The following is a 20,210-nucleotide window of genomic DNA, read 5'->3' as shown; positions in this document are numbered from 1 at the left end:
GTTTGCATCGCCCGCGAGGGGGGTGTGAATGAAACAGAATTTGCCTGGCGGCTTTAGCGCGGTGGTCCCACCTGACCCCATGCCGAACTCAGAAGTGAAACGCCGTAGCGCCGATGGTAGTGTGGGGTCTCCCCATGCGAGAGTAGGGAACTGCCAGGCATCAAATAAAGCAATAACCCCGACCGAAAGGCCGGGGTTTTTTGCGTTTACAGGGCTGAGAAATCAGTTTCATATGCTCTTATCAGAGCAAAATCCCCCTTCTTCACGCTATAAAAGATCTTCCGGCTGATTAATATTGCGAAATGCGGCTTCCGCCTGGGTAAATAATACGCTGTGGCCACCAACCTGTTGGAGAAACAGCATCAGTTTGCGCTCGCCTCGCGCCAGATAATCCTGCAACGGCGCTGCCAGACTGCGATGCAGCAACGCCAGCGTGGGATGATCGCGCTGTTCCGTGCGCGGCCACACTGCCAGCGCTTGTTCCCGATTCTTCCATAGCTCGCTCACCAGATTGGACGGCACGCAAGGCGTATCGCAGGAGCAGAAGGCAACCCATTCGCATTCTGCCTGCTGCAGTGCAGCTAACATCCCCGCCAGCGGCCCGGGAAAGTCGCTCAGCGTATCGGCGATCGTCGGCACGCCGCTCTGTTGATATACCTCAATATTCCGGTTGGCATTAATCCATACAGTAGTGACCTGCGGCGCAAAGCGTTGCAGCACGTGCTGATACAGCGGCTTGTTCTGATACAGCACCAGCCCCTTATCTTTACCGCCCATGCGGCTGCCACGGCCACCTGCCAGGATCACCCCGGTGATCCCGGGTCCTGCCACGGCACTCGTCATACTCATTGGTTTATGCCCTATGCTTAACGTTGGGTTTCTTTATACAGGGACAACAGCATGAAATGCCATCGCCTGAATGAATTAATCAGCCTGCTGCAACCCGCCTGGCAGCAAGATCCCGATCTGAATTTAGTCGAATTTTTACAGAAGTTAGCCGATGAAGCCGGCTTTAAACAACCTTTTACTCAATTAACCGATGATGTGCTGATCTACCACCTCAAAATGCGCGGCAGTGATAAGCACGCTGAAATTCCCGGTCTGAAAAAAGACTATGAGGATGATTTCAAGACTGCACTGCTGCGGGCGCGGGGCGTGATCAAGGATTAAATCGGCCGCTGGCCCATGACGGCTGCCATTTAATGATATTCTTGCAGGTATCTCATGTCATGACCAACGGGCTCGCCGGATGAAAGAACCTGCTTTTAACTTCCACACTTTAACGCCTGATACCATCCTTGATGCACTGTGGGAGACCGGGCTACGCGTGGAGTCTGGACTGACGGCGCTGAACAGCTATGAGAACCGCGTCTATCAGTTTTCCGATGATGATAAACGCCGTTACGTCGCTAAGTTCTATCGCCCACAGCGCTGGTCTCAGGGGCAGATAGAGGAAGAGCATCAGTTTGCCAGCGAACTGTTTGCCGATGAAATCCCCATCGCCGCGCCGTTGGAACTCAATGGCTCGATGCTCCATCAGCACCAGGGCTTCTGGTATGCGGTATTTCCCAGCCTGGGCGGCCGCCAGTATGAGACGGACAATTACGACCATCTGGAATGGGTAGGGCGTTTCCTCGGACGCATTCATCAGGTGGGGCGGCGCAAGCTCTTCAGCCAGCGGCCAACGATTGGTTTGCAGGAGTACATCGAGGAACCGCTGCAGATTTTTGCCGACAGCACGCTGGTGCCGTCGAAGCTGAAAGCGGATTTACTCGCCAGTATTGAACGCCTGCGCACAACTTTACAAAACTGCTGGCATACTCAGTGGCAGCCTTTGCGCCTACACGGTGACTGCCACCCCGGCAATATTTTATGGCGCGATGGCCCGTTATTTGTCGATCTCGACGATGCCCGTAATGGCCCGGCAGTGCAGGATCTGTGGATGCTGGTAAGCGGCGACCGTCAGGAACAGCGCTTGCAGTGGGATATCCTGCTGGAAGCATACGGTGAGTTCTGCGACTTCGACGCTCATGAATTGTCACTGATTGAGCCTTTACGTGCTATGCGGATGGTTTATTATCTGGCTTGGGTTGTACGCCGCTGGCAGGATCCGGCCTTCCCAGGCAGTTTTCCGTGGATGACGGATGAGGATTTCTGGCGCCGACAGATTTCCACTTTTAACGAACAGGACAAGCTGTTGCAGGAGCCTCCGCTGCAGCTGACACCTGTATTCCAGGTGTGATCGCCTTTGGTTCGCCTATTAAGTTGTTATGGAGAGAGTTTCGCGATGAAAAAGATTTGGTTTGCGCTCGTCGGAATGGTTCTGGCATTCAGCGCTTCAGCTGCACAATTTACCGATGGTCAGCAATACGTGACTATGGATAAGCCTGTAACCGGTGAGCCACAGGTTCTCGAGTTCTTCTCGTTCTTCTGCCCACACTGCTATGAGTTCGAGCATGTCTGGCATGTCAGCGATGCGGTGAAGAAAGTCCTGCCGGCGGACGCCAAAGTGACCAAGTACCACGTTGAATTCCTCGGCGGCGAGATGGGTAAAACCGTTACCCAGGCATGGGCTGTCGCTATGGCGCTGGGCGTGGAAGATAAAGTGACTGCACCTATCTTCGACGGTATCCAGAAAAGCCAGACCATTACCGATCCAGCCAGCCTGAAGGCGGTCTTCGTCAAGGCTGCAGGTATCACACCAGAAGCCTATGATGCTGCCTGGAACAGCTTCGTAGTGAAATCGCTGGTTGCACAGCAGGAGAAGGCGGCAGCCGATGTTAACCTGCGCGGCGTGCCTGCGATGTTCGTTAACGGCAAATATATGGTTAACAACGGTGGCCTGGATACCAGCTCCATGGATAACTATGTCCAGCAGTATGCCAACGTGGTGAAATTCCTGATTACTCAGAAGTAAATCCGCGAAGAGTGCCACTAAACGCCGGCTCGCCCGGCGTTTTTTCTTCCCGCCTTGCAAAATATTTGTCGTAAAAGTGCCCTTTCCTCAGACGGAGATCGTGCGTCGTTGCCTGGTGCTGCCAACTTATATCCACATCTCGCTAACGCCGTAAAATCTAAAGATAATCCTAATGAGATAAACTAACTAAATGATTTTAAAGGTGACTTTAATTTATTCATTGCGCGCTTATCTGCCATTAATTAATCGTTATTAAATTTACGCACAAACTTATCCACAGAAAATCACTGCGAGGCGCTGCGCAAAAACAGCACTATCTGATGATTATTCGCCGTTGTGATTTCATCTTTTATAGTGAGCTGTGGCATCCTTACCCTCAATCGAAACCCAAGAAGAACGTGACGACTTATGGCTCAAATTGCAGAAAACCCGCTGATTCTGGTAGATGGATCTTCCTACCTGTACCGCGCTTATCACGCGTTCCCTCCGCTGACCAATAGCGCGGGCGAACCCACCGGTGCAATGTACGGCGTATTAAATATGCTGCGCAGCCTGCTGCTGCAATATAAGCCTAGTCATGTGGCCGTGGTATTTGATGCCAAGGGTAAAACCTTCCGCGACGAATTATTTGAAGCGTACAAATCGCATCGCCCGCCGATGCCGGACGATCTACGTGCGCAGATTGAACCGCTGCATACTATGGTTAAAGCGATGGGCTTGCCGCTGCTGGCTATTTCCGGCGTAGAGGCTGATGACGTCATCGGTACGCTGGCGCTGGCGGCAGAGAAGATGGGCAAACCTGTGCTGATCAGCACGGGCGATAAAGACATGGCCCAGCTGGTGTCGCCGAACATCACGCTGATTAACACCATGAATAATGCCATCCTTGGCCCGGATGAAGTGGAAGAGAAATATGGTATTCCACCGTCGCTGATTATTGATTTTCTCGCCCTGATGGGCGACTCCTCGGATAACATTCCAGGCGTTGCGGGCGTGGGTGAAAAAACGGCGCAGGCGCTGCTGCAGGGATTAGGCGGCGTAAAAGATATCTATGACAATCTGGATAAAGTCGCGACCCTGACCTTCCGCGGGGCAAAAACCATGGCGGCCAAGCTGGAGCAAAATAAGGAGATGGCTTTCCTCTCCTATCAGCTGGCGACGATTAAAACCGATGTTGAGCTGGAATTGACCTGCGATAAGCTGACGGTTGAAGAACCCGCCGTTGAAGAGCTACTGGGGTTATTTAAGCATTACGAATTCAAGCGCTGGATTGTTGACCTCGAAGAGGGCAAATGGCTGCAGGGTAATAAAGGCAATCCCTCTGCGAAAAAAGTGGCAGCGGCGGAAAGCGAGCCCGCAGCAGAAGAGACGACCAGCGTGCTCTCCTCTGATGGCTACGTCACCATTCTTGATGACGAGACCTTCACCCGCTGGCTGAAAAAATTACAGGACAGCAAGCTGTTCGCCTTCGATTTGGAAACGGACTCGCTGGACACCCTCAGTGCCAATATCATCGGCCTGTCGTTTGCCACCGCACCGGGCGAGGCCGCCTATCTCCCGGTAGCGCACGACTATCTTGATGCGCCAGAGCAACTGGATCGTCAAGCCGTGCTGGATCGTCTGAAACCGCTGCTGGAAGACCCGAAAGCGCTGAAGGTTGGGCAGAACCTGAAGTATGACCGTGGCGTGCTGGATAACTACGGTATCCAGCTGCAGGGCATTCAGTTCGATACCATGCTGGAGTCTTACGCGCTTAACAGCGTGGCGGGCCGCCATGATATGGACAGCCTGGCCGCGCGCTGGCTGAGCCATAAAACGGTGACCTTTGAGGAGATCGCCGGCAAAGGCAAAAATCAGCTGACCTTTAACCAGATCGCACTTGAGCAGGCCGCACACTACGCCGCGGAAGATGCCGACGTTACGCTGCAGCTGCATTTGAAAATGTGGCCGGAGCTTGAAAAAGAGCAGGGGCCAAAAAACGTCTTTGAGCAGGTCGAGATGCCGCTGGTGCCGGTTATTTCGCGTATTGAGCGCAACGGCGTGCTGATCGATCAGAACATCCTGGCCGCGCACTCGCAGGAGCTGGGAGCGCGTCTGGCCGAACTGGAACTGAAAGCACACGAACTGGCGGGAGAGCCGTTCAACCTCTCCTCTCCGAAACAGCTGCAGACCATCCTGTTTGAAAAGCAGGGAATTAAACCCACCAAGAAAACCCCGGGTGGGGCGCCGTCGACCAGTGAGGAAGTCTTAGCCGAGCTGGCGCTGGACTACCCGCTGCCGAAGGTGATTCTGGAGCATCGTGGGCTTTCAAAGCTGAAGTCGACCTATACCGACAAGCTGCCGCTGATGATTAATCCGCACAGTGGCCGCGTGCACACCTCCTATCACCAGACGGTGACGGCGACCGGGCGTCTCTCGTCCAGCGATCCAAATCTGCAAAACATCCCGGTGCGCAATGATGAAGGGCGCCGTATCCGCCAGGCTTTTATTGCCCCGAAGGGCAGCCGCATTGTCGCAGCCGACTACTCGCAGATTGAGCTGCGTATTATGGCGCACCTGTCACAGGATAAAGGGCTGCTGAGCGCCTTTGCCAGCGAGCAGGATATTCACCGCGCCACCGCCGCCGAAGTCTTTGGCGTGGCGCTGGATAAAGTCAGCGGCGAACAGCGCCGCAGCGCCAAGGCGATTAACTTTGGTCTGATCTACGGTATGAGCGCATTCGGGCTGTCGCGCCAGCTGAATATTGGCGCCGGTGAAGCGAAGAAATACATGGACCTCTATTTCGAACGCTATCCGGGCGTATTGCAGTATATGGAAAGCACCCGCGAACTGGCGGCAGAGAAGGGCTATGTCGAGACGTTGGATGGGCGCCGCCTCTATCTGCCCGACATTAAAGCCAGCAACGCGATGCGGCGTAAAGCTGCGGAGCGTGCGGCAATCAACGCCCCGATGCAGGGAACCGCTGCGGATATCATTAAACGCGCAATGATTGCGGTCGATGAATGGCTGTCCGCGCAGGAAACCCCGCAGATCAAAATGATCATGCAGGTACACGATGAACTGGTGTTTGAAGTGGAGGCCGATCTGGTCGAAGCGGCTTCAGCGAAAATTCGTGAGCTAATGGAAGGCAGTATGAAACTGGATGTGCCGCTGCGCGTCGATATCGGCGTGGGCGACAACTGGGATCAGGCGCACTAAGTTATTCCCAACTGCATGCTGCTGTTTTTTTCTGCAAATCAGCAGCGTGCAGTATCCATAAGAAATTCGTAGCTTTAATCGGTTCAGCGCCCCATATCTGTACTCAGCGTTCAGAAAATCACCTAAGCTTCTCAGCTAAAACACTTTTTTCGTAATTAAGCTACAGCATGAGCCTCAGAATGTGACCTGAGTTGGATTACTGCTGTCGTTTTCTGAAAATTAACTACAAAAAACCCTTTTGAGCGCTCAGAAAATCATGTAAAGTTCGAGTTGTAGGGTACAGAGGTAAGATGTTCTATCTTTCAGACCTTTTACTTCACGTAATCGGATTTGGCTGAATATTTAGCCGCCCCAGTCAGTAATGACTGGGGCGTTTTTTATTGGGCGCTACCTGGGATTTCGTGCGGTGTTTATACCGATTGCGTAGGGGCCAGGCGTGCCCGGCCCGGTGAAGCGGGGAGCTTATTCAGCAGGAATATCATCTTCCGTAGCCGGTGGCAGATCGCGATACCAGCTGTCGAGCTTCTGGCTCAGCTTATCTACGCCGATTCTCTTCAGCGATGAGAATGCTTCAACTTCCACGGTACCGAGGAAGGTCTTAGCCTCTTCACGTACGGCATTGAGCTGCGCTTTGCGCGCACCGGAGGCCAGCTTATCGGCTTTGGTCAGCAGTATTAGCACTTCAATGCCGCTCTGGACCGCCCACATCACCATCTGGCGATCGAGGTCTTTCAGCGGGTGACGAATATCCATCAGTACCACCAGCCCTTTCAGACAGACGCGCTCGCGCAGATACTCAGCCAGCGAACGCTGCCATTTCAGTTTCATCTCTTCCGGAACCTGCGCATAGCCATAGCCTGGCAGGTCGACCAGGCGATAACCCTCGGCCACCTGGAACAGGTTAATCAGCTGCGTACGCCCCGGCGTTTTACTGGTACGCGCGAGGGCTTTCTGGTTCGTCAGCGTATTCAGTGCGCTGGATTTACCCGCGTTAGAACGCCCGGCAAAAGCCACTTCGATGCCGGTATCGGCAGGCAGGTGACGGATATCGGGGGCGCTGGTGACAAAATGGGTGACGTGATAATTCCAGCCAGACAAAATAGATACTCCAGGATAAAAAGGGCAATTGCGCTGATTATACCCTGTATGGTGCTAAAGCGCCCGGTAAGACGCGGTCTCGATTTCGTCTGTGAGACATTGACCATTGCTGCTGGCAGCACTCTCTGCATTTGACACTAAATGAAATTAGATTTCTTAATATTTATCATGAAGTTATAAAAAATTGAAAAAAAACAGAGTAAAAATTACGTTCCTCACCTTGTGAGACGGACTGGTTAGTCTACATTTGTAGTCGGAAACAGGATGTTTCACTTCAGGATGAAGCGCTCAGGGAGTATCAGGAAGATCGTGAGCGGGGATGGATTAGCGCACAGGCGTGCTCGGCAGGGACTCAGGATGCTTACCAGGATGGGGGCAAAGGCAAAAGGAAAACAGGGACGCTAGCTGCTAAAATGGATGCTGACATTGTCAGTCCTTCTGCGGAAGGTGTGAAAAAAGGCGACAGGGTGACCTGGCGCCTTTTTTCTTGCTCTGCTTTCTGCTAGATTCCGCCGCAATTCTATACTGAAGATAAACGTCTGAGAGCAGAAACCATGAAGCAACCTGCACGCACACCCCAGGATAAAAAACCGGGCGCACGAGTAAAACGCAAATCGCGTGAAGAGATCGACCAGGAAGCGCGCGCCCGTAAGCGCGACAAGAAGCACAGCGGCAACAGTTCCGGCAGCCGAGCCAACCCGGCTGCCACCAGTGCGAAAAGTTCCGACAGCAAGCCGGCCAAAGATCCGCGTATTGGCAGCAAAAAGCCAATTGCGCTGGGTGCCGATGTGGCGGCCAGCAAACCCGTGAAGCCGGCGAAAGTCGCCAAGCCGGTTGAGAAAAAGCCCCGCCTGACGGCAGAAGAAGAACTGGCACAGCTGGAAAATGACGAGCGCCTGGATGCGCTGCTCGATCGTCTGGAAAATGGCGAGAGCCTGTCAGCGGAAGAGCAGGCATGGCTGGACCAGTCTCTGGACCGCATCGACGTGCTGATGGAGCAGCTTGGTATCACGCTGGACGATGACGCTGATGACGAGCAGGCCGAAGAAGATATGTATCGCCTACTCAAGGGCGGCAATTGATCTTCAGTGAACCCGCGTTTCTCTGACGAAATCTGAAGCAGCGCAATCTGGCGCTGCTTTTTCATTTTGGGTATCTGGCGATGATTTGGCCTGGATCAATTATTGCGCTGATTCTGCTGTGCTGGCTGGGGTGGTTATTCGTTAAACTACAGCGGCTATCGCGGCTGAAGACCCGGCTGCGTAGTCGGATCGTCAGCCAGCAGCTTCCTGTCTCGCGGCGGTCAAAGCCCAGAAGACGAGGACCGTGAAGATGCTGCAACAGACAACCGAATGGGACCTGCCGCTCATTCAGAAATACAACACCGCCGGACCCCGCTACACCTCCTATCCGACCGCGCTGGAATTTAAGCAGGATTACGACGAGCAGGCCTTTCTCCAGGCTGCGGCGCGTTACCCCCAGCGGCCGCTGTCGCTCTATCTGCATATCCCGTTCTGCCACAAGCTGTGCTACTTCTGCGGCTGCAACAAGCAGGTCACACGCCAGCAGCACAAAGCCGATGAATATCTCGATGCGCTGGTGCTGGAGATAGCAGCCCGCGCGCCGCTGTTTTCGCAGCGCACCGTCAGCCAGATGCACTGGGGCGGCGGCACGCCGACCTTTCTTAATAAAGCGCAAATCAGCCGACTGATGGACTGCCTGCGTCAGCACTTCGCTTTCAGCCCACAGGCTGAGATCTCAATAGAGATCGACCCGCGCGAAATTGAGCTGGACGTGCTGGACCACCTGCGTCTCAAAGGCTTTAATCGCCTGAGCATGGGGGTACAGGACTTCAACAAGGAGGTGCAGGAGAAGGTCAATCGCGTGCAGGATGAAGCGATGATCTTCGCCCTGATGGCGCGTGCGCGCCAGCTGGGATTTGCCTCTACCAACATTGACCTGATCTATGGCCTGCCGAGGCAGACGCCGGAGAGTTTTGCCTTCACGCTGCAAAAAGTCGCCGAGCTGAATCCCGACCGCCTCAGCGTGTTCAACTATGCCCACATGCCTGCACTGTTTGCCGCCCAGCGTAAGATCCGCGAGGATGAGCTGCCGGATGCCGCGCACAAGCTGGAGATCCTGCAGCAAACCATTGCCACGCTCACTTCGCAGGGCTACCAGTTTATCGGCATGGACCACTTTGCCCGCCACGATGATGAGCTGGCGGTGGCGCAGCGCAGCGGCAAACTGCACCGCAACTTCCAGGGATATACCACGCAGGGCGACAGCGACCTGCTGGGAATGGGCGTATCGGCAATCAGTATGATCGGCGACAGCTATGCACAGAATCACAAAGCGCTGAAAGAGTACTACGCGCAGGTTAAGCAGCAGGATACGGCCCTGTGGCGCGGGCTGCGGCTAAGTGAGGATGACTGCCTGCGCCGCGATGTAATCAAAAGCCTGATCTGCAACTTCGCGCTGTCGTTTAGTGAGATTGAACAGCGCTACGGCATCGACTTCCGCGACTATTTTGCCGAGGACCTCAGCGCCATGCTGCCGCTGATCGGCGACGGGCTGGTGGAATACCACGCCAACGGGCTTGTAGTGAGCGCTAAGGGACGATTGCTGATTAGGAATATCTGCATGTGCTTCGACCGCTACCTGCGGGAGAAAGCGTCTGGCGCACGATTCTCAAGGGTGATCTGATCGGGTACTAGCCGTATGGGGGATTCCAGGGGCGGACCCTGGTGTTCGGTCCGCCCGTGTAAAGTGACAGCAGGTTATTCCATTCCCAACTCTTTCAGCTTGCGGGTCAGGGTATTACGCCCCCAGCCGAGCAAACGAGCGGCTTCCTGCTTATGCCCCTGCGTGTGACGCAGCGCGGTGGTCAGCAGCGTGCGCTCCATCTCCGGCTGAGCTTCCGACAGCAGGTTTTGATGACCGGAACGCAGCGCGCGGTCGGCCCACTGTGCCAGCAGCGTGGCCCAGCTGTCCGGCAGCGACTGCACCGGGTTTTCCGGCGTCGAGGTCTCAAACAGCTCCGGCGGCAGATCCTGAATCAACACTTCCTGACCGGCAGCCATCACCGTCAGCCAGCGGCAGGTGTTCTCCAGCTGGCGCACGTTACCGGACCAGTGCAGGCGGGTCAGCGCCGTTTCGGTTTCCGGATGCAGAATTTTCGCCTCCACGCCCAGTTCACGAGCGGCAACCTGCAGGAAGTAACGTGCCAGGCGCGGAATATCTTCACGACGTTCACGCAGCGGCGGCAGGTGTACGCGGATCACGTTCAGGCGGTGGAATAAATCCTCACGGAATTTCCCCTCCTGCACGCGCAGCTCCAGGTTCTGGTGGGTCGCGGCAATAATACGCACGTCCACTTTCACCGGCGCATAGCCGCCCACGCGATAGAACTGACCATCGGCCAGCACGCGCAGCAGACGAGTCTGTACATCCAGCGGCATATCACCGATTTCATCGAGGAACAGCGTGCCGCCGTCGGCCTGCTCAAAACGGCCCTGGCGGATCTGATTTGCGCCGGTAAATGCGCCTTTCTCATGGCCAAACAGTTCGGATTCAATCAGATCTTTGGGAATGGCCGCCATATTCAGCGCAATAAACGGCGCTTTGGCGCGCGGACTGTGGCGGTGCAGGGCATGAGCGACCAGTTCTTTACCCGTACCGGACTCGCCGTTAATCAACACGCTGATCGATGAGCGCGACAGGCGGCCGATAATACGGAACACATCCTGCATCGCCGGGGCTTCACCGATAATATCGGTGGTCGGCCCGCTGACCGGCTGGTTACGCGGCTGCTGCTGCTCCTGATAGTGGCTGATGGCACGCTCAACCAGCGCCACCGCTTCATCGATATCAAACGGTTTAGGCAGGTAGTCAAACGCGCCCTGCTGGTAAGCGCTCACCGCCGCATCCAGATCGGAGTGCGCGGTCATAATGATCACCGGCAGCATCGGGTGGCGTTGTTTAATCTGCTTCAGTAACGCCAGTCCGTCCATGCCGGGCATACGAATGTCTGACAGTAATACATCTGGGGTCTTAGTGGCGAGGGCTTCCAGCACCTCGTTCGCGCTGTCAAAAGTCGCGCAGCTCAAACCGGCTCCAGTGAGCGCACGTTCGAGCACCCAGCGGATGGAGCTATCGTCATCGACGATCCAAACTATCCCTCGTTGCATAGAAACCTCACTGGCGAATAGGCAGGTAAACCGAGAATTCAGTATGTCCGGGCCAGCTGTTGAACTCTATTTTTCCCGAATGCTGGTCGATCAGGCTGCGGGCGATGGATAACCCCAGCCCGGTGCCGCCTTCGCGGCCGCTCACCATCGGGTAAAACAGCGTGTCCTGTAGCTGCGCCGGAATGCCTGGGCCGTCATCTTCAATATCGATGCGTGCCACCAGGCGATAGCGCGTACCGTGCAGGGTTAACTGAAACGCCGTGCGGGTACGTAAAGTAATGGTGCCGCCTTCTTCACCCAACGCCTGTAACGCGTTGCGGACTACATTCAAAAGGACTTGTTCTATCTGATCCGGGTCGTGCGGCAGCTCCGGCAGGCTTGGGTCGTAATCACGGATTAACGACACATTGTCCGGCAGCTCCATCGACACCAGATTGACCACGCGTTCAGCGACCTGATGGATGCTCTGGGTGACGTGCATCCCCGGCTGTTGCGGGCCAAGCAGACGGTCAACCAGATTGCGCAGGCGATCGGCCTGTTCAATGATGACCTTGGTATATTCGGTTAACGACGGGTCGGGCAGGGCTTTGGCCAGCAGCTGTGCTGCGCCGCGCAGTCCCCCCAGCGGGTTTTTAATTTCGTGTGCCAGACCGCGGACTAAATCCCGCGCTGCCACCTGTTGTGCATGCTGCAGCTGTTCCTGGCTGAGCCTGCGCTGGTTATCCATCGGAGCCATTTCCAGCAGAATTAACCCTTCGGGCAGACGTTGCGCGGTGAGCGACATAATGTGCGCACGGCTGTCGACCACCAGGGTCACTTCGCTATCGGTAAAGCCCTGTCCGGCATCCAGACTTTCGAGCATCACCTCAATATTCAGGGAAAAATAACCCATCAGTTCCGGCAGGGGCGTACCAAACAGCTTGCGGGAACTCTGCGCCAGCAGTTGCTGAGCCGCAGGGTTGGCGTAATGAACCACCAACTCGTTATCAACCAGTAAAATACTGTTGATCAGTGAATTGAGAATCTGCCCAGCATCGGGCAGCGTGCCAGTTGCCATTACAGCGTTCTCCTGAGTAATTTATCTGCACCAGATTGGTGCATTATAGTCATGCAACCCGGAAATCGTCGTCCTGACGTTGAATTCGTGGAGAAAAAAGCCCATCCGAAGATGGGCTGAAAAGTTTCCACGGCAACAAATAAAACCAATTAAACGCTGTAGTACAGTTCGAACTCAACCGGGTGCGGAGTCATACGAATGCGGTCAATCTCAGACTTACGCAGTTCGATGTACGCTTCGATGGCATCGTCAGTGAACACGCCACCACGGGTCAGGAACTCGCGGTCTTCGTTCAGTGCAGCCAGGGCTTCGTCCAGGGAACCTGCAACTTTTGGAATCTCAGCTTCTTCTTCCGGTGGCAGGTCGTACAGGTTTTTGTCCATAGCATCGCCAGGGTGGATCTTGTTGATGATGCCGTCCAGGCCAGCCATCAGCAGTGCAGCGAAGCACAGGTATGGGTTAGCCGCTGGATCCGGGAAGCGCGCTTCGATACGACGTGCTTTCGGGCTGGCAACCACAGGGATACGGATAGAAGCAGAACGGTTACGGGCAGAGTAAGCCAGCATAACTGGTGCTTCGTAGCCTGGGACCAGACGCTTGTAAGAGTTGGTAGTCGGGTTCGCCAGGGCGTTGATCGCTTTAGCGTGCTTGATCACACCGCCGATATAGAACAGTGCCATTTCAGACAGGCCGCCGTATTTGTCGCCAGCGAACAGGTTGGTGCCGCCTTTAGACAGAGACATGTGGCAGTGCATACCAGAACCGTTATCACCGAACATTGGCTTAGGCATGAAGGTCGCGGTTTTGCCGTAGGCGTGAGCGACGTTGTGAACCACATATTTGTAGATCTGAATTTCGTCAGCTTTTTTGGTCATGGTGTTGAAGCGGGTTGCCACTTCGTTCTGACCCGCGGTCGCCACTTCGTGGTGGTGAGCTTCAACCACCAGGCCCATCTGCTCCATGGTCAGACACATAGCAGAGCGGATATCCTGTGATGAGTCGACCGGTGGCACTGGGAAGTAACCGCCTTTCAGACCTGGACGGTGGCCTTTGTTACCGCCTTCATAGGCTTTACCGGAGTTCCAGTAAGCTTCAACGTCGTCGATAGCGACATGGGAACCGGAAGTGCTGCTGCCGAAACGGATATCGTCAAACAGGAAGAACTCGGGTTCTGGTCCAAACAGCACGGTGTCCGCGATGCCGGAAGAGCGCAGGAAATCTTCAGCGCGTTTAGCGATAGAGCGTGGGTCACGGTCGTAGCCCTGCATGGTGCCTGGCTCAAGGATGTCACAACGGATGATCAGAGTGGAATCTTCGAAGAACGGGTCAAGGACAGCGGTGGTTGCGTCAGGCATCAGAACCATGTCTGATTCGTTGATACCTTTCCAGCCACCAATCGAGGAGCCGTCAAACATTTTGCCTTCTTCGAAGAAGTCAGCATTAACCTGATGAGCGGGGATAGTCACGTGCTGCTCTTTACCTTTGGTATCGGTAAAACGCAGATCAACAAATTTGACTTCGTGCTCGTTCATCATCGACAGAACGTGTTCAGCGGACATACTTAACTCTCCTGGATTTGTCATTGTCGTCGTGGTTAGAGATCTTCACGGTGCGCTTTGCGTTTCGCCGCGCTTACTCCGATAATAAAGATCTCTGACAAGCTTACAACCGTTGTGGAAACTGGCATTTTTTGCTTGTTAGAGTAATTGCGAAATCTATGCCAACTTTTTTATTTTCCGAAAAAAGCGCTATGATGCGCCCTCTCGTGAGACGAGGACTGCACCACGATGGAAGTCGCGCACCATTTTGGTGCCATTGGCTGATAAATGGGCACTGTTTTGGTGCAATTTTTCGTCACAGTGCAAGCTTTGCACTGAAAATGGCTATAAAAGCAATCCGAACAGTTATCTTTATATGAAATTTGTGATCCTGTTCAGTCCTTCGATTAATCCGTGTACAATAGCGCGCTATTTCTAATGCCTGAGGCAAAGCTGTGATCGAAAATTTGCGTAACATCGCCATTATTGCCCACGTTGACCATGGTAAAACTACCCTGGTTGATAAGTTGCTACAGCAGTCCGGGACCTTTGATGCCCGCACCGAAGCGACCGAACGCGTAATGGACTCCAACGATTTGGAGAAAGAGCGTGGGATTACCATCCTCGCAAAAAACACCGCCATTAAATGGAACGACTATCGCATCAACATCGTTGATACCCCAGGACACGCCGACTTCGGCGGTGAGGTAGAGCGTGTAATGTCGATGGTTGACTCGGTGCTGCTGGTTGTGGATGCAATGGATGGCCCAATGCCGCAAACCCGCTTCGTGACCAAAAAAGCCTTCGCTAATGGTCTGAAGCCGATCGTGGTAATCAACAAAGTTGACCGCCCTGGCGCACGTCCTGACTGGGTTGTTGACCAGGTCTTTGACCTGTTCGTTAACCTGGATGCGACCGACGAGCAGCTCGACTTCCCGATTATCTATGCTTCAGCCCTGAACGGTATTGCAGGTCTGGATCACGCGGATATGGCGGAAGATATGACCCCGCTGTACGAAGCGATCGTGAAACACGTTTCTCCACCACAGGTTGAGCTGGAAGCCCCGCTGCAGATGCAAATCTCCCAGCTGGACTACAACAACTACCTGGGTGTTATCGGTATCGGCCGCATCAAACGCGGTAAAGTGCGTCCTAACCAGCAGGTTACGATCATCGATAGCGAAGGCAAAACCCGTAACGGTAAAGTCGGTAAAGTGCTGGGCCACATGGGTCTGGAGCGTATCGAATCTGCTGAAGCGGAAGCGGGCGACATCATCGCCATCACCGGTCTGGGCGAGCTGAACATCTCTGACACCATCTGCGACACGCAGAATGTGGAAGCGCTGCCAGCCCTGAGCGTTGATGAACCAACCGTAACCATGTTCTTCTGCGTTAACACCTCTCCGTTCTGCGGTAAAGAAGGTAAGTATGTGACTTCACGTCAGATCCTTGACCGTCTGAACAAAGAGCTGGTGCACAACGTGGCACTGCGTGTTGAAGAAACCCCGGACGCCGACGCCTTCCGCGTTTCAGGCCGTGGTGAACTTCACCTGTCAGTTCTGATCGAAAACATGCGTCGTGAAGGTTTCGAACTGGCGGTATCCCGTCCGAAAGTTATCTTCCGTGAATTCGAAGGCCGCAAGCAGGAGCCATTCGAAAACGTGACCCTCGACATCGAAGAACAGCACCAGGGTTCTGTGATGCAGGCGATGGGTGAGCGTAAAGGCGACATGAAAAACATGGACCCGGATGGCAAAGGCCGTGTGCGTCTTGATTATGTTATTCCAAGCCGTGGCCTGATCGGCTTCCGTAACGAATTCATGACCATGACTTCCGGTACCGGTCTGCTGTACTCCACCTTCAGCCACTACGACGACGTTCGTCCGGGCGAAGTGGGCCAGCGTCAGAACGGCGTGCTGATCTCTAACGGTCAGGGTAAAGCGGTAGCCTTCGCCCTGTTCGGTCTGCAGGACCGCGGCAAGCTGTTCCTCGGTCACGGTGCTGAAGTGTATGAAGGCCAGATCATCGGTATTCACTCACGTTCAAACGACCTGACCGTTAACTGCCTGACCGGTAAGAAGCTGACCAACATGCGTGCTTCCGGTACTGACGAAGCCACCACGCTGGTTCCGGCACAGAAGATGTCCCTTGAGCAGGCGCTTGAGTTCATCGATGATGACGAACTGGTAGAAGTGACTCCACAGTCTGTGCGTATTCGTAAACGTCACCTGACTGAAAACGACCGTAAACGCGCAACCCGCGGTCCTAAAGAAGCGTAATTCTTCTTTAGTCTTGTTATGGGCCGGAGCTCTTCCGGCCCATCGTTTCACCTGATACTTCCCCGCAGTTTTTCAATTTCCCCTCCTGTTCAGCCTCCCGTTTTACGGCTAGAGTGAATACCTCACCGGAACAAAAGGAGATGGCCATGCTGTATATCTTTGATTTGGGTAACGTCATTGTTGATATTGATTTCAACCGGGTTCTTGGTGTCTGGAGCGATTTAAGCCGCGTGCCGCTGGCCGAACTGCGAAATCGTTTCCACATGGGCGAGAGCTTTCACCAGCACGAACGCGGTGAAATCAGCGATGAAGTCTTCGCGCAAAAAATGTCTGACGAGTTAGGCTTGTCGCTAAGTTTTGAACAGTTCGCGGTAGGCTGGCAGGAAGTGTTTGTCGGCGTGCGCCCGGAAGTGATCGCCATTATGAATAAACTGCGTGAGCAGGGCGATCGCGTGGTGATCCTGTCGAACACTAATCGCCTGCACTGTAATTTCTGGCCGTCGCAGTACCCGGAAGTGCAGCAAGCCGCTGATAAAGTCTACCTTTCCCAGGAGATGGGGCTACGCAAGCCGGACAAGAAAATTTATGAGCGCTTGCTAAATGAGGAAGAGACCTCAGCTCAGGAGGCTATCTTCTTTGATGATAATCTGGAAAACATCGAAGGAGCGCGTGCTGTCGGCATTCACAGCCTGCATATTACCGATGCCAAAGTTATCCCGGCATTCTTCGCCGACCGTATTAAAACATGAGTTTACTCAATCACTATCGCCACCGCGGGCGGGCATTCTGGTCGTGGATCAAACTGCTGTGGCAGCGCATTGACGAAGATGGCATGACGATACTGGCCGGGCACCTGGCCTATGTTTCGCTGCTGTCGCTGGTGCCGTTAATTGCCGTGGTCTTTGCGCTGTTTGCCGCATTCCCGATGTTTTCGGACGTCAGCGTCCAGCTCAAGAACTTCGTGTTTAACAACTTTGTCCCGGCCGCCGGGGCGACTATCCAGAACTATCTGGAGCAGTTCGTCGCCAACGTCAGCAAAATGACGGCGGTCGGCGTGGGCGGCCTGGTGTTCACCGCGCTGCTGTTGATGTACTCCATCGACACCGCGCTCAACGTTATCTGGCGCAGCAAACGCAAACGGCCGCTGGTTTACTCCTTCGCGGTGTACTGGATGATCCTGACGCTCGGCCCACTGCTGGCCGGTGCCAGTCTGGCAATCAGCTCCTATCTACTGTCGCTGCACTGGGCAACGGTCAGCGGCGTCAGCGGGCTGGTGGATATGGGGCTGCGCATCTTCCCTCTGCTGCTGTCGATCCTCTCCTTCTGGCTGCTGTACAGCATTGTACCGACCATTCAGGTGGCAGGGCGCGATGCGCTCATCGGCGCGGTGGTGGCCGGATTGCTCTTCGAGTTGGGGAAAAAGGGCTTTGCGCTGTATGTTACGATGTTCCCCTCGTACCAGTTAATTTACGGCGTGCTTGCCGTTATTCCCATCTTGTTCCTGTGGGTGTACTGGACGTGGTGTATCGTTCTATTAGGGGCGGAAATTACCGCCACGCTGGGTGATTACCGCCAGCTGAAACAAGAAGAACAAGAAAGAGAAAACGAGGAATCATGATTGCATTAATTCAGCGGGCACTTTCTGCCAGCGTCACGGTAGCGGGCGAAACTGTTGGTGAGATTGGGCCGGGATTACTGATCCTGCTCGGGGTGGAAAAAGAAGATACCCGGGAGAGCGCGCGCAAACTGGTCGATAAAGTGCTGGGTTACCGTATTTTCGGCGACGAAAATGACAAAATGAATCTGAACGTACAGCAGGCCGGGGGCAGCGTGCTGGTGGTGTCGCAGTTCACGCTGGCAGCAGACACCAAAAAAGGGATGCGCCCGAGTTTCTCCGGCGGGGCCGCCCCGGAGGTTGCCGAAGAGCTGTATGACTACTTCACCGCCTGCTGTCGTGAAAAAGGGATTGCCACGCAAACCGGGCGTTTTGCCGCCGACATGAAAGTGGCGCTGGTCAACGATGGTCCCGTCACCTTCTGGCTGCAGGTTTGACGCAGCTGGCCGAGCGGCAAAGGAATGGCCTGACGGGCTCAGACAGAGAGAACCATTTTATGTATCACCTCCGCGTACCTGAAACCGCAGAAGAGCTAGATACCTACTACCAGTTCCGCTGGGAGATGCTGCGTAAGCCGCTGCACCAGCCGCTGGGGTCCGAGCGTGACGCCTGGGATGCGCTGGCGCATCATCAGATGGTGGTGGATGAACACGGCGACCCGGTTGCCGTTGGCCGCCTCTATATCAATGCCGATAACGAAGCCGCTATCCGCTTCCTCGCCGTTCATCCCTCGGTGCAGGGCAAAGGGCTGGGTACGCTGGTGGCGATGACGCTGGAGTCTGTCGCGCGCCAGGAAGGGGTAAAGCGCGTGGTGTGCAGCGCGCGCGAAGATGCCGTGGAGTTCTTCTCCAAGCTGGGCTACCTCAATCAGGGGGAGATTACCGCGCCGCAAACCACGCCAGTACGGCACTTCCTGATGATCAAACCGGTAGTGACGCTGGACGACATCCTGCACCGTGCCGACTGGTGCGGGCAGCTGCAGCAGGCGTGGTACGAACATATCCCACTGAGCGAAAAGATGGGCGTGCGTATTCTGCAATATACCGGGCAGAAGTTTATTACCACCATGCCGGAAACCGGCAATCAGAACCCGCACCATACGCTGTTTGCCGGTAGCCTGTTTTCGCTGGCGACGCTGACCGGCTGGGGCTTAATCTGGCTGCTGCTGCGCGAGCGTCATCTCGGCGGCACCATTATCCTCGCCGATGCGCATATTCGCTACAGCAAGCCGATTACCGGCAAGCCGGGGGCGATTGCCGACCTTGGCTCCTTGACCGCCTGGCGCGCGGGCGTAAAGCCCGCGTGCAGCTGGAGGTGGAGCTGTTCGGCAATGATGAATCCGGAGCGGTATTTGAAGGGGTGTATATGGTGCTGCCCGCCGATCCCGACGGGCCACTGGAGGAAGGGGGCTGCGGCGTTTAACGCCCCTTTTTCTTGCGACCCGGCTGGACGAAACGCTTGCGTCCGGCCGGGGTGGCAGCCGGTTTATCGGCGGCTTTGGCGGCCGGTTTTTTTGCCGCTGCGGGCTTCGCCTTCTGCGCCGGTCTCTTCGCTTTGCTATTGTCCTCGGAAGAGGAGTTCTCAATCAGCTTAAACAGCTCGATGAGCTCGTCATCGGTCAGGTCGCGCCACTCGCCCGGCGGCACCCCTTTCAGGGAAATGTTCATAATGCGGATGCGTTCGAGCCTGGTCACCTCGTAGCCAAAGTGCTCGGCCATGCGACGGATCTGACGGTTCAGCCCCTGCACCAGCGTAATGCGGAAGACAAACGTCGACTCTTTCTTCACCTTACACTTTTTGGTTACCGTGCCCATCATCGGCACGCCCGCGCCCAGCCCGCGGATAAACTCTTCGGTGACCGGCTTGTTCACGGTGACCAGATACTCTTTTTCGTGGTCGTTGCCGGCGCGCAGGATCTTATTCACCAGGTCACCGTGGTTAGTCAGCAGGATCAGCCCCTGCGAATCTTTATCCAGGCGGCCAATCGGGAACACGCGCTTGCTGTGGTTAACGAAATCAACGATGTTGTCGCGCTCGCTATTTTCCGTGGTGCTGACGATGCCCACGGGCTTATTCAGCGCAATCAGCACCAGATCTTCTTCGTTACGCGGCTCGATTAGCTGACCGTTAACTTTTACCACATCGCCGGCAAATACCTGGTCGCCCACAGAGGCGCGCTTACCGTTAATAAAAACATTTCCCTGTTCGATAAAGCGATCGGCATCGCGACGCGAGCAGATCCCGCTCTCGGCGATGTATTTGTTCAGACGAATAGATGAGTTGGTCAGCATAGTTCCCCCGTAAAAAAAACGGACTAT

17 protein-coding genes, 1 rRNA gene and 1 pseudogene are annotated in these 20,210 nt (G+C 54.9%); 13 read left to right on the top strand and 6 right to left on the bottom strand.

All coding sequences use genetic code 11. From position 1 onward, the window contains the following. The first annotated feature begins 43 nt into the window (after positions 1-43). Positions 44-159, top strand: a 5S ribosomal RNA gene (rrf, locus tag ID864_RS21180). 108 nt (positions 160-267) lie between these two features. On the opposite strand, the gene mobA is transcribed toward rrf, so the two are convergent. After that, positions 268-843, bottom strand: coding sequence for a molybdenum cofactor guanylyltransferase MobA (gene mobA / locus ID864_RS21175; RefSeq protein ID WP_191150323.1), 576 nt, complete (start codon positions 841-843; stop codon positions 268-270). A 57-nt stretch (positions 844-900) separates the two neighbouring features. Between mobA and ID864_RS21170 the strand changes: the two genes are divergently transcribed. From ID864_RS21170 to ID864_RS24040, 5 genes are all read left to right on the top strand, one after another. After that, positions 901-1,170: a YihD family protein gene (locus ID864_RS21170; RefSeq protein ID WP_048914190.1), complete on the top strand. Its 270-nt coding sequence runs from the start codon at positions 901-903 to the stop codon at positions 1,168-1,170. Positions 1,171-1,249: 79 nt separating this feature from the next. Further along, positions 1,250-2,242 (top strand): serine/threonine protein kinase, encoded by a 993-nt coding sequence (locus ID864_RS21165; RefSeq protein WP_048914191.1) that lies wholly within the window; start codon positions 1,250-1,252, stop codon positions 2,240-2,242. 45 nt (positions 2,243-2,287) lie between these two features. After that, positions 2,288-2,917, top strand: coding sequence for a thiol:disulfide interchange protein DsbA (gene dsbA, locus ID864_RS21160; RefSeq protein ID WP_099755138.1), 630 nt, complete (start codon positions 2,288-2,290; stop codon positions 2,915-2,917). A gap of 408 nt (positions 2,918-3,325) precedes the next feature. Further along, the gene (gene polA, locus ID864_RS21155; RefSeq protein WP_048914193.1) at positions 3,326-6,115 is read left to right on the top strand and encodes a DNA polymerase I; all 2,790 of its coding nucleotides are present in this window, start codon (positions 3,326-3,328) and stop codon (positions 6,113-6,115) included. 290 nt (positions 6,116-6,405) lie between these two features. Beyond that, entirely contained in the window at positions 6,406-6,453 is a 48-nt protein-coding gene (locus tag ID864_RS24040; RefSeq protein ID WP_071892919.1) for a spot 42 RNA, inhibition of DNA synthesis, read from the top strand. Positions 6,454-6,577: 124 nt separating this feature from the next. On the opposite strand, the gene yihA is transcribed toward ID864_RS24040, so the two are convergent. Next, positions 6,578-7,213, bottom strand: a complete 636-nt coding sequence (gene yihA, locus ID864_RS21150) for a ribosome biogenesis GTP-binding protein YihA/YsxC (RefSeq protein ID WP_048914194.1) — start codon at positions 7,211-7,213, stop codon at positions 6,578-6,580. Between the two features lie 554 nt (positions 7,214-7,767). On the opposite strand from yihA, the gene yihI reads away from it, so the two are divergent. After that, positions 7,768-8,295 carry a Der GTPase-activating protein YihI gene (gene yihI, locus ID864_RS21145; protein WP_048914195.1) on the top strand — a complete coding sequence of 176 codons (528 nt, stop codon included), beginning with the start codon at positions 7,768-7,770 and terminating at the stop codon, positions 8,293-8,295. Between the two features lie 250 nt (positions 8,296-8,545). Continuing rightward, the gene (hemN, locus tag ID864_RS21140; protein WP_191150322.1) at positions 8,546-9,919 is read left to right on the top strand and encodes an oxygen-independent coproporphyrinogen III oxidase; all 1,374 of its coding nucleotides are present in this window, start codon (positions 8,546-8,548) and stop codon (positions 9,917-9,919) included. Positions 9,920-9,993: 74 nt separating this feature from the next. On the opposite strand, the gene glnG is transcribed toward hemN, so the two are convergent. From glnG to glnA, 3 genes are all read right to left on the bottom strand, one after another. Continuing rightward, positions 9,994-11,403: a nitrogen regulation protein NR(I) gene (gene glnG, locus ID864_RS21135; RefSeq protein ID WP_048914197.1), complete on the bottom strand. Its 1,410-nt coding sequence runs from the start codon at positions 11,401-11,403 to the stop codon at positions 9,994-9,996. Between the two features lie 7 nt (positions 11,404-11,410). Next, the gene (gene glnL / locus ID864_RS21130; RefSeq protein ID WP_048914198.1) at positions 11,411-12,460 is read right to left on the bottom strand and encodes a nitrogen regulation protein NR(II); all 1,050 of its coding nucleotides are present in this window, start codon (positions 12,458-12,460) and stop codon (positions 11,411-11,413) included. A 149-nt stretch (positions 12,461-12,609) separates the two neighbouring features. After that, entirely contained in the window at positions 12,610-14,019 is a 1,410-nt protein-coding gene (glnA, locus tag ID864_RS21125; RefSeq protein WP_048914199.1) for a glutamate--ammonia ligase, read from the bottom strand. Positions 14,020-14,453: 434 nt separating this feature from the next. Between glnA and typA the strand changes: the two genes are divergently transcribed. From typA to fabY, 5 genes and pseudogenes are all read left to right on the top strand, one after another. Then, positions 14,454-16,277 carry a ribosome-dependent GTPase TypA gene (gene typA, locus ID864_RS21120; RefSeq protein ID WP_048914200.1) on the top strand — a complete coding sequence of 608 codons (1,824 nt, stop codon included), beginning with the start codon at positions 14,454-14,456 and terminating at the stop codon, positions 16,275-16,277. 146 nt (positions 16,278-16,423) lie between these two features. After that, complete coding sequence (gene yihX, locus ID864_RS21115) at positions 16,424-17,026, top strand: glucose-1-phosphatase (RefSeq protein WP_048914201.1); 603 nt, start codon at positions 16,424-16,426, stop codon at positions 17,024-17,026. After that, the gene (locus ID864_RS21110) at positions 17,023-17,895 is read left to right on the top strand and encodes a virulence factor BrkB family protein (protein WP_048914202.1); all 873 of its coding nucleotides are present in this window, start codon (positions 17,023-17,025) and stop codon (positions 17,893-17,895) included. The genes yihX and ID864_RS21110 overlap by 4 nt, the downstream gene beginning before the upstream one ends. Further along, positions 17,892-18,329, top strand: coding sequence for a D-aminoacyl-tRNA deacylase (dtd, locus tag ID864_RS21105; protein WP_048914203.1), 438 nt, complete (start codon positions 17,892-17,894; stop codon positions 18,327-18,329). The genes ID864_RS21110 and dtd overlap by 4 nt, the downstream gene beginning before the upstream one ends. Positions 18,330-18,388: 59 nt before the next feature. Next, a pseudogene (gene fabY / locus ID864_RS21100) lies at positions 18,389-19,314 on the top strand (fatty acid biosynthesis protein FabY). Here fabY and rluF read toward each other — a convergent pair. Further along, positions 19,311-20,183, bottom strand: coding sequence for a 23S rRNA pseudouridine(2604) synthase RluF (rluF, locus tag ID864_RS21095; protein WP_048914205.1), 873 nt, complete (start codon positions 20,181-20,183; stop codon positions 19,311-19,313). The pseudogene fabY and the gene rluF sit on opposite strands and share 4 nt — an antisense overlap. Positions 20,184-20,210: the final 27 nt, after the last annotated feature.

The organism is Erwinia aphidicola, from assembly GCF_014773485.1.
Lineage (GTDB): Bacteria > Pseudomonadota > Gammaproteobacteria > Enterobacterales > Enterobacteriaceae > Erwinia > Erwinia aphidicola.
The sequence above is the reverse complement of the archived record's forward strand: the minus strand, read 5'-3'. Positions and strand labels throughout refer to the sequence as shown.

Coding starts and splice junctions, on each gene's coding strand:
- mobA (WP_191150323.1), bottom strand. CDS start 843: ATGACGAGTGCCGTGGCAGGACCCGGGATCACCGGGGTGATCCTGGCA.
- ID864_RS21170 (WP_048914190.1), top strand. CDS start 901: ATGAAATGCCATCGCCTGAATGAATTAATCAGCCTGCTGCAACCCGCC.
- ID864_RS21165 (WP_048914191.1), top strand. CDS start 1,250: ATGAAAGAACCTGCTTTTAACTTCCACACTTTAACGCCTGATACCATC.
- dsbA (WP_099755138.1), top strand. CDS start 2,288: ATGAAAAAGATTTGGTTTGCGCTCGTCGGAATGGTTCTGGCATTCAGC.
- polA (WP_048914193.1), top strand. CDS start 3,326: ATGGCTCAAATTGCAGAAAACCCGCTGATTCTGGTAGATGGATCTTCC.
- yihI (WP_048914195.1), top strand. CDS start 7,768: ATGAAGCAACCTGCACGCACACCCCAGGATAAAAAACCGGGCGCACGA.
- hemN (WP_191150322.1), top strand. CDS start 8,546: ATGCTGCAACAGACAACCGAATGGGACCTGCCGCTCATTCAGAAATAC.
- glnG (WP_048914197.1), bottom strand. CDS start 11,403: ATGCAACGAGGGATAGTTTGGATCGTCGATGACGATAGCTCCATCCGC.
- glnL (WP_048914198.1), bottom strand. CDS start 12,460: ATGGCAACTGGCACGCTGCCCGATGCTGGGCAGATTCTCAATTCACTG.
- glnA (WP_048914199.1), bottom strand. CDS start 14,019: ATGTCCGCTGAACACGTTCTGTCGATGATGAACGAGCACGAAGTCAAA.
- yihX (WP_048914201.1), top strand. CDS start 16,424: ATGCTGTATATCTTTGATTTGGGTAACGTCATTGTTGATATTGATTTC.
- ID864_RS21110 (WP_048914202.1), top strand. CDS start 17,023: ATGAGTTTACTCAATCACTATCGCCACCGCGGGCGGGCATTCTGGTCG.
- dtd (WP_048914203.1), top strand. CDS start 17,892: ATGATTGCATTAATTCAGCGGGCACTTTCTGCCAGCGTCACGGTAGCG.
- rluF (WP_048914205.1), bottom strand. CDS start 20,183: ATGCTGACCAACTCATCTATTCGTCTGAACAAATACATCGCCGAGAGC.